Origin of the sequence: Kothea flammea, from assembly GCF_052161645.1 — a bacterium.
GTDB lineage: Bacteria > Planctomycetota > Planctomycetia > Pirellulales > Pirellulaceae > Laterigemmans.
On sequence record NZ_CP197414.1, the window covers coordinates 3,863,051 to 3,882,238 of the forward strand.

At 57.1% G+C, this 19,188-nt stretch carries 1 protein-coding gene; it reads right to left on the minus strand.

Translation table 11 applies throughout. The annotated features are described in order from the left end of the window. Positions 1-83: 83 nt before the first annotated feature. The gene (locus tag SH139x_RS14755) at positions 84-19,109 is read right to left on the minus strand and encodes a cadherin-like domain-containing protein (RefSeq protein WP_488355956.1); all 19,026 of its coding nucleotides are present in this window, start codon (positions 19,107-19,109) and stop codon (positions 84-86) included. Between the last annotated feature and the right edge of the window lie 79 nt (positions 19,110-19,188).

Genomic DNA, 19,188 nt, shown 5'->3' on the forward strand with positions numbered 1-19,188 from the left:
TCATTAGGTGCCAAAAAAAGGGACAGCAGATTTGATACCAAACCTGCTGTCCCGGCGGGAATCGTTCGTGCGTTACTTGACGCCTATTGCTGGTCCTCGAAACTCGTCCAGAGCGCGTCCAATACGTCTTCGGAAGCTGCTTCCGGAGAGGCCAATTGGTCGATCAGCTGGTTCAAGGTCTCGTCGTCCTCGTCGTCGCTGAGATCCCAGAGAGACGATTCTGCGTCAGCAGCCTGAGACTTGCTACTGAGCAGGGGACCGTAAGTGGCTTCGGCGTACTCGATCGTCGAGTCACCTTCGCCAGACAATCCACTTCCCTGCAAGCCGGCCCACAGAACGCCAGAGTCGGTTAACGGCCCGCCCAATGCGGGGCCTTCGCCTTCTCCACCCGACTGCGGATTACGGTTTAAGAAGTTGATAATCTGCAAGGCATCAATGGGAGCGACTCGACCGTTGCCATCGACATCCAAGTAAGGTGGCCCGGGAATCAATGATTCAATATCGGTCTCCCCACCACGATTCAAGTGATTGATAATCAGCAGGGCATCAATCGGAGAAACCTGTCCGGAGTCATTAACGTCGAGCGCCATATTGGGGTTTTGCAACCGGCTGGGCACGACGTTAATTTGCACTTCGGCGACGTTGCTCGGTGTACCTTCAAGATCGGAGACTCGGTACATCAATCTATCGAGACCAAAGCTGCCGGGATCAGGCGAGTAAGTGAGGGTACCATCGTCGTTGATGATCACTGAACCACTGGTGGGCTGCACCAACACCTCAATCGAAGAGATATCGAGCTGACCAGTTGGATCAACATCATTTGCCAATGGTGCGAAAGTGACTGCTTCGTTGCGATAACCGAGCACAAAGTCATTGACGGCCAGCGGAGCATCATTCACCGAGATGGTAATCTCAGCTTGATTGCTGACCGCGTTGTTATCATCACGAACCACGTAGCGAATCGTATCCGAACCGTTAAAGCTGGCGAACGGTGTGTAGGTCATCAGGCCGTTGGCGGCCACGGTCAACGAACCGAACGCCGGTTGCAACGTCACCAGCAAGGTGCCAGGGATGATCTCGCCATCGACATCAATGTCGTTCAGCAGCGGAGCAAACGTGGTCGATCCGACGCTGTTGATTGAGGGAGCGTCGTTGGCAGCCAGCGGAGCGTCATTGACACCCGCGAGGGTGATCGTGACGGTAGCCGGTTCACTGGCAGCGCCCTCCAGGTCGACGATGCGATACGTGAAGATATCGTTGGCGGTCTCACCAGGCCGCAAGGCCTGAATGGCCGCAGAAACACTCGGGTCGTAGATCACGGTGCTGCCATCTTCGGAAAGCCGGACGTCGGCACCCTGCAAACTTGGGCCGCTGACTTCCAAGATGGAAAGCGAATCGTTTGGCAAGTCAAAGTCAATATCATTAATCAGCAGATCGCCGGCGGGGATTGACAGCAATGCATCCTCATTGCTTTCAATCGCATCTTCCACCGCGATCGGACGATCGTTGATGGCCGTGATATCGATGGTCAACGTGGCCGGAGGCGAGGCAATCGCCCCCGCAGTATCGCGTGCCACAACGTTCGCCACAACAATCCCGTTGGCGTTGTCAGCCAGGGTAAATCGCAACAAACCGCCGTCGGAGATCGTTGGCTGGACGGAGAATTTAGCTTGATCCTCGACCGACAACTGGACGTCGAACAACACGGCTTGTCCGGCGGCCACTTCGTCCGCTGGTCCTGGCGAAATGTTGGTCGCCCAAACTAAGTTGAAGGGACCGCTATCTTCGTCAATCGGTCCGATCAATCCGCCAGGGGTGAAGACAGGTGCGTCGTTGACCGCCTCCACGCTGATCGCAAACTGTCGAGCCACCGAGCGGTTCTGGTGCTCTGGTCGGTTGGGATCATTATCCACGAATCCTTCCGGGCCTTCATCAACCAAGACCACCTCAAACTGGACTTGGCCATTGGCATCCGGGTTCGTACGGAACCGCAATTCGCCGGTCGCCGGATCGACGCTGGGGAATTCGGAGAACAATACACTTGGATCCGCTCCCGAGACGTAGGTGATCTCGAAGGAAAGCGGTTGAGTGACTTCGTCGAGTGCCGTGGGAGGGCCAGCAAAAATGTTGGTTGCCCAATCTTCAATGATCGACAACCCAACATCGGCGGCGGGCAATGCGGGATCGTCGCTACCGGCATCCTCACTGACATTGACACTGACGCCACCGGCGAATTGAGGTCGGTCGTTGACGGCGTTGACGGTCAGCGAAACAGTGGCAAACGTTTCCGCGAATGCGTTGACCAATTGCCCGCTATTCAAATTGAACGTCTGACCGTTATCACGAACGCCGTATACGAACGTGTCGGTACCGTTAAAGTCCAGAGCCGGGATGTAACGCAAGCCTGAGAGTTGACCCGCACCATTTAGCACTGGCTCGATTCGCCCACCACCAACGGTGGTTTGGGGATACAACGTCGCGTCCGTCGCGAAGGTTTGATTACCACCGGGTGTGACACCTGGACCTTCGTTGGCGGGCCCAACGGTGAAGATGTCGTACAACCCCGTGCCGTCGGCATTCGTCAACGGAATGACGAGTGCGTTATCCTCATCCAACTCATATTCCACAAACTCCGGATTCGCGATCGGTGCATCATTGACCGGAGCCAATGTCAAAGTCACCGTGGCCGGAGTCGAGAAGCGGTTATCACCTCGCAATGGATCGTTGGCACCCGAGTCAACGGCGGTTACCAAGACCACCACGGTACCCACGGCATCGGGTGCTGAGGTGAAGGAAAGAGTACCTTCATTGGAGACAACCGGCGGTTGCGAAAACAGGCTGTTCATTTGAGCTTGCGTGAACCCTGGAGCAGGCTGCACGTCGAAGAACAACGTTTGCCCAGTCACTGGATTCGTCTCATCCCCAGCAGTGGGTGGCCCCACCGTGATGTTCGACGCCCAACCTGGAATCACCACGCTGCCGACATCTTCGAGTCGACGAATGTTACGGGTTAGCGGCGCGAAACTGGGTCGGTCGTTAACCGGCTCAATGACAACTTCAATTTCGTAGTCGGCGGTCAACGGATCTGGGTTTAGACCATCGTCGGCCAAACTCCAAGTTGTGCCGTCATCCGCCACCGTAAAGAGAATGCGATCGCCAACGGCCAGAGTTGATCCGCTGTTGTAGTTCTCATCAGGATAGTAGCGTAATTCGACCACCACCCCATTTGCGTCAGTAATGGTTTCGACCATGCCGTGGTCGGTGCGGCGGGTGCCAAAGTCCACGAACGACAGCTCTTGATTGCCACCGAGCGTTCCGTCAGCTTCATTCGCGGGGCCTACGCTGAATTGATCCAGCAGACTGCCGGCCCCGCCATTCACCGGAATCACCAAAACGTTGTCTTCCAGCACGTTGTAACGCACTGGATCAGTAGCCAACAAACGGGGGGAATCGTTAACCGGCCGCACATTCAGGGTCACGGTCTGAGCCGGCGACGTATCGATATCACCGGGGTTATTCGTTCCTCCGTCATCGATCAAGGTCACGAAAAAGCGAGCCGAGCCGACTGCATCGACGCCGCTGGTGAAGCGCATCAATCCCGTCGCATCGATCGTGGGGAGGCCCACAATCAGGCCCGCTGGGTTTGCCGGGTCGGCGGTGACCTGGAACACGAGGTTCTGTCCCGTTTCGTCGGTCGCATTAACCGGCCCAGGTCGCACGTCAGAAGCGTATTGCGCCGCAAACGGGCCGTTGTCCTCGAGCACATCCAACTCAGCGGCACCGGTGAATTCGGGCGCGTCATTGACTGGCGTGATCGTGATGGTCAGCTGTACCGGATCCGCTTCCGGATCATCTCCAATCGTCGGATCGTTCGGACCATCATCCATGGCGACGACCGTGTAAACCACGGTGCCAACTTGGTTCGGTGCCGGTTGGAAGCTGAGCATCCCGTTGATGTCAATCGTCGGTGGCGTGCTGAATAAGCCCGTGCGGTTAGCCGGATCGGGGGTTAACGTGAAGCTGACCGTCTGCCCCGCTTCGTCCAAAGCCACATCAGGACCGGGCAGCAAGTTATCCGCCGCGACCATCATCACAAAGCCACTATCTTCGGCCACGATGTGTTCATTCACGAAGTCGAACTCGGGCGGATCATTCACCGGGCCAACCGTGATGGTCACGGTGGCTGTCGCCGATTCCTCGGGCAACGCGGGAATCTCCGAACCATCCAAGTAAACCGTGCGTCCATCATCGGTGACGGTGAACGTGAAATGGTCGAGCGATGGCAGCGGAGCCGCCGGGTCGAGCGGATTCTCCTCGTTGTAATGGTTTGCTGGGAAGTAGGTCACATCGACCAACGCCCCGTCCATGAAGTTTGCCAAGACGGTGATCCCCTGCGCGGTCACCACCGAATTCGTTTCCGCGCCGACGCCCGTGGGGGCCGAGACGGAGTCGACACCATTGCCAATCGCCGTAATTCGCAACGATTGATCCGACTCATCCCATGGCGGCTCGGTGGCAACTTGCAAATCGGCCGGCAGAGCATCGACCAACAATTCGGCTGCCGTAAAGGTCAGGCCGGCAGTGAGGTCTTCCAGCACAAAGCCTGACTTATCAACCGCACGCGGTTCGTCGTTGATCGGATTGACCGTGATCGAAACGGTGCCAAGCTCACTCGATCGCACCGGCAACAAACCGGCGGCCGGATTTCCAGGTACGAGTTCAGCCAATCCAAACAAGCGATAGGTAAACGAATCATCGCCGTAGTAGTTACCGTCGGGAATGAATTCGAAGTCACCGTTTGGATTGAGGGTCAAGGTGCCAAACAAAGGCTCGTCTTCCAACAGCACCGTGATGCTGGTGGGATCTAGCGAGACAATTTGGTCATTAGCCAAAACGTTGCTGGCGATGCCAGTCACGGTCAGCGTGTTGTCCTCATCAATCACATAGACATCATCATTTAGCTCGGGTGGCTGCACGGCGGCCACGCGAACCTGATAGTCTTCGACCTCACCGCTGATTGCGACGCCGCTAGGAGACTGGCTACCCGTTCGCGAGAGACGGAAACGAGCCCATGTCAATCCTTCGACCGCGTCTGCCGGTGTGTCAATCAAAATGCGGTTGCGACCGTCGAGGACCGGTTGGCTGAACAGAACTTGTTCCGTCCCCGGATCGAATGTGCCGTCTTGGTTAAAGTCAATCCAAGCATCGAGCAAGCCGCCACCGGTGGTGATCACCATCGCTTCCACGGCCGAGTCGAGCGGGTTGAGGAAGCTCAAGAATCCACCTTGATCATCGAAGAACATGCCGCTGATGCTGGCGACTCCCGCATTCGCCTGGAAGTTCCCCACGGGGACACCATCTTCATCGCCACCGTAGACGAGCAGATCGGTACCCTGAGCACGGGCCGCCGCCAGACTGGTCGTGGTGTTGATCGAAGTGGCCAACGCGGAGGCCAAGTCTTCGGCCGACATGCCGGGGGTGAGTAGAACTGGGATGAAGCTCGGATCCGCAAGGGTTCCATCCGAGTCCAATTCGTAAACGAAGAACTGGCCAGCCGTTTGCAAAATCAGCTGGGCCCCTTCGTCCGAAGCGGTGGGCATGCCAATCGCCGTCACGAAGGCGTTCGCCAACGTGGCGGACGGAGTCACGGCGCCAATCGCTCCCGCGCCTCCGCCACTGTTGACAACCAGATCGCCCAAGTTGTCATCGCTGGCCGGTTGACCATCTGGCTCGGAGTCAATCAACCGGCCAAGCCGGGGTAAGCTGCGATTGCCGAGTGTGTTGCGAGCTCCGTTATCAGCACTCAACGTGTCATAGCTGGCCGGTGCGTCACCAAAATCAAGCTCCACGTTGGGCATCAAGATGGTGAACTGAGTCTCTTCGCTGGCCCGGTTGGGTTGCAAGCGATTTCCGGCCAGGTCGCGGATCGCATCCACCGACAAGACATCGATGCCGACGATCTCGGCGGTATCGGCAAACCAAATCGAGCCGCCACCGGGAGTGAAGACTTGACTAACCAGCGGAGTGCGACGGATCGCTCCCACAATCTGCGCGGCCACCCCATCGGGCGACAGCGACGGCGAAGGAATAATCGGCACTGGTACGGCACCGGCTGGTACACCGTCGGAGGTCAGGGCCGGAGTGGCAGCACCCGCAAAGCCTAAAAGGTCCAGTTCGACGCCAAACGATTCATTCAAACGGATCACGCCGTCGCCTTCGTCGGTGGGCGTCAGACCCAAGTTGGCGTTGATGATCGATCCGATCACCTTACCAACAATCGCATCGATGTCGTCGTCAACCGCCAAACGAATCGGCTCGGCTCCGGGAGCAACATCACGATCAAATCCCAACTCGAAGATCGTCGTAGCGCCATTGACGCTGATTGCAAATTGATCCCCTTCGTTGAACCCGGTCCAGTCGGTTTCGACAGCGAGAGTCAACGAGTCGGTAACACCCGGCACACCTTGCTGGCTGGCCGCTGACATCGAGGTGTCGAGCAAATCGCCGACCAAACCTCCCAGATGCACGCGACCATCACCCAACGCCCGCGGGTCATTGAGGCGGAAATCAGCGTCGCGGAAGGCGGCTGCTAATTTCTCGGCCAATTGCAGGTGGGTGTCCGAACGTGAGAACGGAATGACAACGTTGGTGTCCGGCTGGGTGTCGGCATCGGTGTCGAGGTTAAACTCGAACTTGAGCTCGGTGGTGCCGCTTCGGTAAGTCAGATAGTCACCATCGACGATGCCAGCGTTCACGCCGATTGCCGCCAATGGCGATGTCAGCGTGTCGACAAAGTGGCCTCCGATCGTACCCAAATGAATCTGGTTGCGACCAATTGGCGCGGGAGCAATATCCAGGTCCGCTTGACGCGCGAGCAAAACGCCCAAAATCGCGTTGCGAATCTGCTCAGCCGTCGAACCAGGTGCGACAGGAACTTCAGTGACACCGCCGCTGATATCGCCGAACACATTCAATTCAAACGTCTCGCTGGTTCCATCCGGTGCGCGGATCACGAATTGATCGCCATCACGGAAACCGCCAGCCCCACCTTCACCGGCGGGCACCACCAACGTCAACGTTTGTGGCACGCTTAAGACGTATCCCGTTTCGACCTCGAAGAATCCACGCGTTCCGTTAGCATCCGTAACAACAATTTGATCACCGTCGTTGACACCGTCGCCGCTAGGTGCTTGGATCACCAACCGATCACGGTTGTTGAGGGTGATCTCATAAGCGGCATCTGGTCGCCAGATACCCGATAGGGGTGTCAAGCGGATGGTGTTGCTGGCCGCACTGTAGCCAAAGTTGTAATCAATCCCTTCAACCATTCGCCGGCCATTCTCGGTCAGCACAACCGATTGGCTGATCACGGTCGCCGCGTTCGGCCCGGAGCCCATCGGCTCGAGCAATTGGATCTCAAAGAACTCCAACACACCAGTCGGTAGCGTTAAGAACGTGGGGGTACCATCGATATCCCCGTCGATCATCATTTCGCCCTGGCCAGCGACAAAGTCGACTGGCACCGCGATCGATGCGACCGGACCGGCAAAGTCGGCGCGATCAAGAGCACCACGGTCAATGAAGACGTCGGAACCAACACCGGCTGGAGTTTGCACAAAGGGATCATCGACGCGTGGTTGACCGTAGGCATCGATCTCAGGAGCAATGATTGGCGAGATACCAATCCCCGAAGGCTGTTTGACCGTGTTGAAGAAAGCTTGACGATCGGACACTTCTGCGAACGAACTGTCGATCGCCAAAGACCCGTCAGCCGGAATAAAGATGCGGTTGTTCGGATCGCTGAACAACGCCTTATTCGGGAAGGTGGGCAGGTCCAAGTTAAAGGATGAGTTACCCAGCGGGAAATTGGAAGCATTGTTGTTATCACGGAAGATATTTCCGCCCACAATGGTCGTCAAACTGGCGGCCGAAGCGTTCACTCGCAGCCCCGTGTCAAAGCCTGACATCACATTGTTAATCACCGTCGGACTGGCGTTTGCACCGACATCGATACCGATATCGCCGGCTGCGGGACTACCAACAACCGTGTTGTTCACAATTCGGCCGAAAGGAACAGGACCAGGCATCTGGCCGTTGGGTGAAGCATCACCCGAGAACAGAATGCCGCCACTCCCAGCACCGACGATCACGTTGTTGCTGATCACCGAGCCGGGCAGCAGCCGACTGGTGTTCTGATTACGCAGCAGCCGAGCAACCCCCGGCTTGGGCAATTCGGTGCCGGAGAGATCCGAGATATCAGTGCGGTTCCGCGGACTGGCTGTCGCTCGAACGGCCCACTGCGATGAATCGGAGATGAAGTTCGAGTCGATGACAATTTGACCTTGCTCACGGAAACGGTTCTGGTCTCCATGGTCAAAGTGATAGTCGACATACAACACATCGTTGCGATCGGACGCCGGCCGGACATTCAGTTGGTAATCACCAAACGTGGCGGGAAGACCCGTGAGCGGATCATCCTGCGTCAGCACTGAGATGAAGTAGTAACCATCGTTGGGGGCCGTGAAGCGAATGAAAGCCTCGCCCACCGACTCGCCAGGTGCCGTGGTCGGCATTCCCGGATCGAGTGAAAAAGCGAGCGGGTTGCCGTCCTGATCGTTAACCAGCAACAACGGCAGCGTAAGACGTTGCGCACCCTTAGTGGTGGTGATCGCATCCAAATCGATGTCGATCTCATTACCGGCGAACAAGTGAATCTTGATGATGTCGATGTCATTGCGAGGATCATCATCAACGAGAATCTCGCCAGCCGTGCCACTGGTCGCGCGATCGCCGATCTTACCCGTGGCAACCAACGTGTCGGTGGCTCCGTCGTAATATCTGGTCGGGTAGGCGCGAGCTAAAGTATCTGCCTCCAGCACATATTCCACTGGAGCACCCTGCTGAGGCACTTGTGGCATCGTTTGGGCGGCCACCCGATCGCGGAAGTTCTCTTCGGCGACCAAATTGACCTTGAGGTTACGACCTTCCGTCGGGTTAACAAAAATCGCTTCCCCAAACAGCTCAACGCGGTTGCTGGTCGTCTCACCCACTTCGAATGAATCACCCGAGCTGGCGCGGATATCCAACACCAACTGGACCTGCGGGCTATTGATGGCATCTCGCATTGAACGAGCCACATCGGTCGCCCGATCGACGCGTGGATCGAACGGTACGGCAACGCGCCCTTCCGCAACGCCCGGTGTGGCGATCGAGTCAAACTCGAACGTCATGCGGCGTGTGCCATCAAAGAGCACAAACGTGTCACCATCACGAATCTCACCGCCCGGTTGAGCAATGAGGGTGACCGCACTTCCCAGGCGATCGTTGGTATCAAACGAACGCCCCAGCCCGATATCTTCGTTCAGCAATAGCGCGCCCGAGTCATCGGGAACGCCGAATTCCGCACTGGTGCGGATCTCGAGATTGTACGCCCCAGTCAGAATCTCGTTTGGTCGTTCCGGTTGTTCGCTGCGAGGATCCGACTCGGGATTGCTGATGAAGTTCAACGACGCGGGAGCACCGAGCACCATCTCACCACGCTCGGCAAAGCCGATGATGATGTCGTCTAGGTAGACCCCTTCAACCTCATTATTGGATCCTGGGGCTGTGTTGATGCTGTTGATGATGGGGCTGTTGAAAGCACCGAATTCGTCACCCGGCATGTCAGTGTTTGCGCCGAACGGTCCAGATTCCAAGGCGAAGAATTGATGGACGGTAACACGACCGGCAAACACCGCGTAGTTATCAACGGTGGCGTTGGGAGTCCCCAAGCCGGCAACGAACGCTTCACGCAACCGCTGGGCAACTTGGTTGCGAGTCAAATTACCTTCGACAATGATCGGCACATCGGAGGTCGGATCGATACCACGCGTGCCCGAAACAACCACGCCCGAGCCGGCCGCGTTGTTGACCAAATTCGTGGCCGCAGTCAGACCGACCGAACCCGCACCAAAGCGAACCGCGTTGATGGCTGGATCGAGTGCCGCCAGAATCTCGTCAGCGACCTGGCTGGAGGTCATGCTGGCATCGATCGCCGCATTCCCCAAGCTAGTGACGCCATTGATGAAGGTCACCGTTTGCGTATTTCCACCAAAGGTGACGTCAAACGAGTCCCCAATGTTGATTTCAACACCGGAGGGCACATCAATGACATATCCCAAATCGACTTCAAAGGTGATCGGCGGCGCGAATGGATTGAGCGAATCTTGCAACTGCAGAATATCGCCGTCAGCCAAGTCCTCGCCCGGCACCGCCAAAATCTCGGTGCGGTAACCGAAGCCTGAGAAGTTCATCGCACCAGCTGTGGCATAGTCAAAGCGGATGCGGACTTCCTTGTTCCCGGCGAACGGCGAGATATCGACGCGAGCTTGACGCCAATTGTCCACGTTGTCATGCAGCTCTTGAACCGGAACCTCGGTGGCGCCGAAATAGTCAAACTCGTCGATATCACCCGCTTCGCGATAGCTGTTGTTGGTCGACAGCAATTGCCACTGGCCATCATCGCCACTGGCATACACTCGGAAGCTGTCCAGCATCGCTTGCGAAGGACTGAAATCAACGCCCTCGGTTTCCAAGAAGTAGCTGAAGTACAGCGTCGGCTTGTCTGTCTCGTTGAAGCCTTCTAAAGAGAAAGGTTGCGTCAGCGCCGAGCCGTGGGCGCCACCGGGAGCAAGTTGTCCACGTGGATCGTCTTCAGCCAATTCAATCGCGTTTTCAGCTGGGTCACCCGAGGGCTCGAAGCCGAAGTAGAGGCTGCTTCCGCCCGTCGTGTTGGGACGGCTGGAGTCATAAGGAGAGACTAAGCCATGCCCGCCGTTTCCGCTGCGATCGCCGGTTTGATGCCAAGGATTCCGCTCCAAAGTCCCAAAAGTCAGGCCGACGGGCGAACGCCCCACGGGAGCGCCATTCGCATACCGCATTTGCACGACACGTTCGCCGTTGGCAAACACGTGCGAATTGATTGGCACTGGGTTTGGTCCCACATCGAGTCGCTCGAAAGCGTACATCCAGCCATCGGACGTGGTCGCGAAGTAGGTGTTGGCATACTCGCCACCTTGCGTGGTCAGCGGACCGTGGGCAAGTCCGGAGAAGTTCAGATTGTTGAGTGTATGACGGGGATCAGGCGCAATCTGTCCCATGAACGTGGTGTCAAGGACCGTGAAATAAGGTCCAGGAATCGCACCATTGAGGTCGACGACCTGAGTCGGGCCGAACAAGTCGATCTCATAAACACCCCCAACGGTATCGACCCCGTAGAAAATGCCGGGGCGAATCGGGTCCGCGATTAAACCGGTGATATCACCGCCGGTCCCTGGGCCAAGTCCAAGATTACCAGTGTCGATTACACCGAGTTCGAACTTTTGTGATGCGGGACCGAAAGGCTCAATGTAAGGACCGTTGCCGAAGTCACGGTCTGGCGCACCTGTGCTGCCGGCATTCGTCGTGGCCCCCGTGGTGGCAACATTGGCGTACATCAAGTTGCGGTTCCAGATGACTTCGCCAAAACGCCCGCCATTGTCGCGAGTACCGACCACGAAGACGCGGTCGCCATCGGTAATGTTGCTGTCAGAGCGAATATAGGTCATCGCGTTGACGATTAACTGGGCGCCCGGATCGGCTTCAGTACCATCTCCATTAGCGTTATTACGTCGGAATTCAATTCCATCATCGGAATTGCTGATCACTGAGGCATCGCGAGTGCTGATGTTGATATAATTACCAGTGTTGGCATTCTCGCGACCACCAGCTGCCGGCCCAGTGGTAAAGGCATACAGCTCGCCGTCACCGCGGAAATCAAGGTCAGCGATCGGTAAGGCAACATCACCGATCGTGCGCTCGAACGTTCCCGTGAAGGGATCGAAGACGGTCAGCACGTTGCGTCCGCCGGCAACACCACCTTGGAAGGCCACAAACAGGCTGACATCTTCCAACGTGTAGGGAACCAAAGCGTCGGTATCGAACAACGGCTCGATAATGGCCTGCTCGGCTGGGTAATCCAGGAACTGCACGTTCGGCAGTGGAAACAGCGGTGGTACCAAGTGGTCATCGAGCGGGTCGGAAGCGATCTGCCGCACCGAGTTGATCGGCAGCACGCGAACGTCTTGGAAGGACGAATTCGGGTTGGTGAATTGGTCGAACGTTTCCGGCATCGTCATGTCGCTGTGCACGACAACTCGATACGAGCCTTCCGGCAATTCCACGGGGCCAATCGAGGCGTCCAACACGCCAGCAGAACCGGCAGACAAATTGGTCGAATCGCTGCCTCGCAGGGGCGAGCCAACATCATCGGCGATGTTTGAGTCGCGCCCAATAAGGACCAGGCGTCCTGCCGAATCGTAGATGGCAAGCGAGGTATTAACGCGCCCCAAACCGTCGGCATAATCGATATCAAAGGTAACCGGGACGAACCGCGAATCAGGCTCGAAGATCTCGTCTTCCAACGAATCGTAAACCACCTCGAACGCATAAACGTCAAAATCCTCTTCCGGCAATTCGGCGGGATTGAGTAACAGCGACTGATTGCCGATGCGGCCCGTCACGCTGATCACGCCGCGGTCCGTGCTGAGCAGGTTACCGAGCGGGTCGCCCAATTGAATCGGACCGGTGGGCCGATTGTTGGTGTCGACCAAGACGCCATTTTCCAGAGTCAATCGCTCCGCAGCTTCGCCAGCCAGGGGGGAATGCAACGGCGCGGAAACCAAGTCGATCCCGTTGACTGCGTAACGAATGTCGGCAAAGGTGACCTTAGAACCGGCCACTTCATCCACTTCACGGAGCCGAATGCCGAGACGATAGGCGCCTTGCGAACGCCCTTCCCGCAGCATACTCGGATCGAGCAGGTTGCTGGCCGGATCATTGGGGCCCAGGTTGCTGCTGCGAACGCGGATGAAATACAACGCGTCCTCGCCTTGAGCGCCCGGCAGGACGACGCGGAAACCAGCGTCGCCCGGATTAGGAGATTCGCTATGCCCAACACCGGTTTTGCTGAGCGAGTGAGCGAGTTCGCCAATTTCCGCCGCGCGGAAAATCGCCGCCGTGTTGCTCTCTTCCGTGAAGGAATCGTCCGAAAGCACGAGCACATTGCCGTTCATGTCGATCAGTTCGACAACGCTATCCAAAGCATACGTGGTGCGATCCAAATCGACCCATACTTCCGTGCCACCTTGTGCCAGGAAGCTGTAGACATCGAGGTCACCAGGATCGCTCAACGTGCCGTTGACGGTGAATCCAAGACGTTCGTTTTCGTCGCCCGCTTTCTCTTCGGTTGCCAACACGCCGATGAACTGCGCGGTGCCGGGAATTGCATTGAATTCCGCAGCTGTCGCCAGGGCGGGTTCGTTTTCCAAGACCGCTGAAACGTTGCGATCATTGGCGAACACATCTAACTGAATGCCGTCCCAATCGCCAGGAGCCGGCAAGCCACGACCGCCGTTGGTGTCAGTTTGGGCACGACCATCAGTGGTGAAACCAGCACCGACCGAATCGTCCAACAAGGATGTTAAAATCACTGGGAAGCCAGGCTGACCGACAATCTGTAAGGTGCCGCCAATTCGATCTTCAATATCCAGCGGTCGACCAGTGGCGATCAGCCCCGCACCGTCATCAAACTTGACAACTAAGCTTTCGTCAGGGCTCGCTTCGAGTCGCAATCCGCCGACGTAGTGGTGATCGACAACAATCACATCTCCAGCAACGACGTGAACAATATCGGTGTCATCCCAAACGCTTTCCGTGGTCAACACTTCGGGACGGATCTTCAGCCCGTTAATGCCATTGTCCGACAGCTGGTTATCGCGGATCAGCGGGCCTTGATTATCAAAGAAACCGACCATCTGATCGATACCGCCGGTGCCACGGCCGAGATCGGTGACGTTGTAAAAGTTCAACGAATCAGGATTGATGCTGATCGCCGCTCCGGCGTTATCGCGGAAGCTGTTGCCGACGATCACCGGCTGGGACCCACGTATAAACAACGTGGCCGCGTCATTAAAGCCACGTCCGGCGCGGGTCAGATCCGCTTCCAAACCATCCGCATTGCTTTCCAGCGTGCTGTTGGCCAGCCGCAAATCGCCCTGCAGCACTTCGATTGCGTTGAAGTTACTGAAGCCACCCTCGATCAGCGCGTTTCCGCCGGCGAACGTGATCAAGGCAAAGTCCAGGCTAGCCGAGCTACCTTGGCCAATCACCAAACCACCCCAGTCGCCCGGCGTGGGAGCATCGCCGCCGTCATCGGGCGAGCCGTCATTGTTCGTATCAAAGTTGCCGCCGGCACCGTAGCGGTCATCCTGGCGGCTGGTGAAAATCACCGACCGACCATCGAGACCTTCGGCATAGAAATCGGCCCCGAAAGCGGCTTCGATTCGCGAAGTCTGGACCTTCATCACCACGCCGGGATCAATGCTCAAGCGAGCGTCGAAGCGGGCGCGGAATTTCTCGGTCTGCGTCGTATCGAGAATACCGCCACGGGTCATCCCCGTGTCGGTGTAAGTCTGCTGAGACTTGTTCAACTGGGTCACGAAGACATAGTCACCGCTGCCTGGATCGAGGCGATACAGGCGTCGTCCCACAAACTCGCCGGGTGCCGACGGAATCGCGGCCAGGCGAATGACTTGACCAGCGGCCACGGTCGCCGCACGCGTCGGCAAGGAAGCGAGCGACTCGCCACCATCGATGTCAACGAAGGTCAGGCGATAATCGTATGTTCCCGCAGCCAAGGTGGGCGTGGGATCGGTGGCGGCGGGAGCTCCGGAATTAACGGTAACAGAGAGCACCGAAGGGAGTTCGGTCTCCAACAGCGGCCCGCCCGGCTGACCTTGCAAAATCAATTGCTGGCTGAGGACGTGCGTGACATCGCGATCATCAAATCGCCCGCTGACCGACATCGGCTCGAGTTGCCCAGCGGTGGGCGTATCGATGCGAATGAAGAGGCCATTGATTGAATTATTGTCGAACTGCAAGCCAGCCAAATCGGGACCGACACGCACGTAGTCACTGGTGAATGCGACGGCTTGCTGGAACAGCGGTGAATGGAAGTTGGTCTCTTCAAAGCTGTTCGGATCGGCGCTGATGGCGGCATCCGCACCGTCTCGGAAGATGGTGTACTTGATCGCCGGCCGCGATTCGTTCATCGAGATGGGCGTCACGGCTCGCGCACCGACTGCCCCGCCACCAAAACGAATGTCGGCCTGGCCAACATAGTTGACGAAGATCCCTTCGCTCTCCGCAACAGGCCGACCTTGCGCATAATCGACGTCGTTGCGGAACGAGATGCCACCCCATTGTCCAGGACTTGGCGTGGTCTGCAACGGATTCGTATCGAGACCAACTTGTTGGTCATCGTACGAAGTGAAAATCACCCTGCCCGATAGCGGAGTGCCATCTGCGCCCAACACGGCTGCGCCAGCTCCGTCGACCATGATCGGCGTGCCCAAGACCTGTAGCGCACCGAGCGAACGGTCGCTATCGACGCTGTTCGATCCGACCGAGATCTGCGAGGCCCGCATCTTCAGGATCGCACCGGAGTCAATCATCACGGTCACACCGCGTTTGACTTCCAGATTTAAGCCGTCACTCAGTTCCGCGTTGCCGACGCCGCCGCGACCGATTTCATATGCCCGGTTATCAGCCAACGTTTCAAAGTCATTGTCATCACCGGCGTCAGGCAACAAGCGGATGATGTCACCTGGGAAGGCAAAACGCATCGCTTGATCGACCGTCCGCAGCGGATTTGCCAGGGTACCGGTGGTCGTGCTGTCGACGCCCCGTTTACTGACAAACAAAGTTCGCGGCTGAGCCGGGGGAACGGTCGTGCTGAGCGGCACGGAGCCGTCGTAAGCATCGGCGGTGCGGAACCAGAAGTTGTAATTGCCACCGGCAACTCCGTCAGCGTCACCGTCCAGCGGCGTACCGTCAATATCTTCGATGGTGTTCTGCACGGCCGCTTCGAAGACCAAACGAAGTTGGTATCGGCCTTGGCTGAAGCCACCGAGACCAGAGTCTGCGATTTTAGGGTTGTAAGCTTCGTTGCCGGCAGCCGAGACGCCAATCACATATTGACCCGGCTCGACGTCAATGCCCACGAACGAGTCATTGCTGTAGAAATCATTATTGCGGGCAATCAGCTCATAATCATCTGCGCCACCACCCGGCAATCGTCGCCACAATGTCAATGCGGTATCGAGCAAACTTGAATCGCTCAGCCGCTCCGCGAAAGTCTCGGCCGAGAGACGACCCGAATCGGCCACGTTGAATTCATACAAATCGATGTCGCGACTCTCGGGCCTAAATAGATGTTGGCCCAAGGTGATGTCGGACTGGCTGAGGAAGTCCGGCTCAGTCAACAAACCGAAACTAAGTTCATCCTCGGAGCCTGCCGCGGTACCGGCGGGACGATCAAACAGGTCGCCGATGCCCAGCAATGAGCCGACTTGGCGCAAGGCTTCCAGGAACCAGCTGGGGCGATCATCTGGACTTTGTCCAAAACCGTCATGCCAATCTTCGGCACCGTCAAGAATCAGCAAACCGACGCCCGGATCGAGATCACTGCTACGGTAGATACTGAGGTTACCACCTTCTTCCACTTCGGCGGTGATCTCAACAGCCCGCATATCACCCGTCACGATGTGCAAGCCGCGATCAGCCGACTCCACAAAGCGAACACCAAGATACTGCTCGTAAAGATCAAGTGCCTCGCGAAGTCGTTGGCGTTGCGCCTCGGTGATCGCGTTGTCGAGTGTGTTGCCTTGGGTATCTTCGCCGTACTCTTGCTTGAAGTTGTAAAACAGCGTGGAAATTCCCAGCTCCGTATCGGCGCGACCAACCAATTGGCTGTTGCGACGAATGTTACGCACACCAGCCTCATCTCCAGCGCCGGGCCACTGCAACTGATAACCGCTGACTGGCGAGATATGGCTATCGATCACCACGCTCTGACCAGAGCCGCCGAACAAAGCGCCCAGCGAGCGGGCAGAGGCGAACGTGTCACCGGGACTGGCCGCCAACGACTCATCCGCATCGACCGTCAGCTGAGAAGGTGGTGCGGGGACCAGTTCACTGCTGCCAATCCGCAGTCGCAACGTGCCAGCTCCGCCGACCGCATCCACGGGTGCCCAGTCTGACAAGTCCATGGGGAATGTCAGCACGGCGCGATTGATCGCCGGATCGTAGAGAACATTGTCGGGCAACAGAACCGCGTCGTCGGTATTCTCCACCGTCTCGGCGGTGAAGAACAGCTTGTAGAAATCACGATTGACCACTGAAGGAGCACCGGCGGCACCCGTGCTGACGGGACCGTTAGCCGGGTCGCTGAGCGGATCCTCATTAAAGTAAACGTGGACTTGGTTACGCTGCTGTACCATCACCCCGCCAACTTCTTCAATCGGCTGGGGGACGACCGCGGTAACTAAAGCGCCGATCTCAATCTCAAAATGGATCTCCTCGCGATCGGCGTTAATGTCCTCAGGTTGGAACAATTGACCTTCGATATTTCGCAAGCCAATGATATTAGAACCGGGCAGATCGAAACCAAAAATTTCAATCCTGTATTGATCATCGGGGAGCGGATTGGCAAACCGGCTGATAACAATTCGCTCGCTCTCGCCAAAGCCCAAAAAGCCAGGATCGATGATCTCTTCGTTGCCATCATCGAAGGTTCCATCGCCACCGGAGCGGGTGATGCGAATGCCTTCGAGTGTCTCCGGATCCAACCGCTGACTGCCGTCAAAACGGAAAGTCAATTCGGTCGGTGAGACGAACAACAAGTTATTGGCGTCGAGATCGAAAATTTCACCCGCGTTGGGATTCACGCTAATCAGACGTGGTGCGGTTTCGGTTGGATCGACATCGTTGAAACCTTCCAGCAAGAGCTGGAATTCATACATCTGGGTTGCATCTTCGATCCCGGAAACTTCCACCAAGTAGGTGCCCGCCTGCGGCAAAATCAAATCTTCAAGCACCTCAGCAACACCCAAACCGGCAGTGCTGCGCTCGGCAATCAGCGTGCCATCTTCATTGAGCACGCGAAGATTAAGATTGCTTTGACGAAGCGCATCAAAGGGGGATGGTGACCCGCCTTGGGGACCAACGTCGTACTGAGTACCGACCGGCTGGGCGACAGCACCCAAAATCCGCGGACTGTTGATCGTGAACTCAAACAGATCCACGTCCGTGGCACCGTCGATCGACAAATCAAAAACACCACGGGTGCCGTTGCCGAGCGTCCCCAGGCCGATCACGCCCGTGTTTTGCTCTTCCAACTCATAACGGTCGCCGTAGAGGCGATTGGCATTAATGATGTCATCCTCTTGGACCCCGAAGAAACCCAAGTTGATGAATGGCTCCAACAACTTTGTGCCGTTGATCGGAATCGAGTGTGCAACGCCAATCCCGTGTCCCGCTTCGTGGGCGGCGATGTTGACTAAAGCTCGGTTTTCACCACCGGGGCCATCGGAGTTATTTTCGTAGAAATTATCCGACGTGTCGATCACCATGTCGCCGTCGGTACCCGAATTGCCTCCGTTGTTGGGGAAGAAATTAAAGGCGAGAATCCCCGAATTACCGTCAATCGGGGACCCGGAAACTCGTACGTCTCCGCGCACCCCGGCCACACCGCGAGCCGCGTTGTCCATGTCCGCGCCATCATCATTTGGCTCATAGACAAAGAACACGCCAGAGGTATTCGACCAATCTTGATACGCGCGTTCAATAAAGCGGAACCACGGCTTGTCCTCGACAACCGTCGTCGCCCCATCCCCGTAGATGCCGTCCAAAAAGGCGACTAGATCGCTTGCATCGCCAGTCGAAGTCTCCGTTCCATCAGGCACGATACTCCAAGTCACGATCGCCGGATCGCCCTGATTGGGACTGGGCCCGCCGACGGGATTTGACCAGCGTGAACCTTGCAGAATGGGATCGGTACCGTCAGGTCCGCCAAACTGACTGTAGTAATCGTCCACATCCGACATTGGCGTGCCGGGTGCCCACACCGGCATGGGGACTTCGGCAGTTAGCAGCTCACGACGTTCGAGTGCTTGCAAGAGAAGATGCCGTCGGCTCTGACGAAGCTTACGATGCAGTGAGGACTGCTTTTTCGCGTGAGAGCGATTAGCCATGGGGGCAAACCTTCGACAAGTATCAAGTTGATAAAGATATACAAGGCAACTCGTCGTCCCGGCATTTCGGGCGATCGAC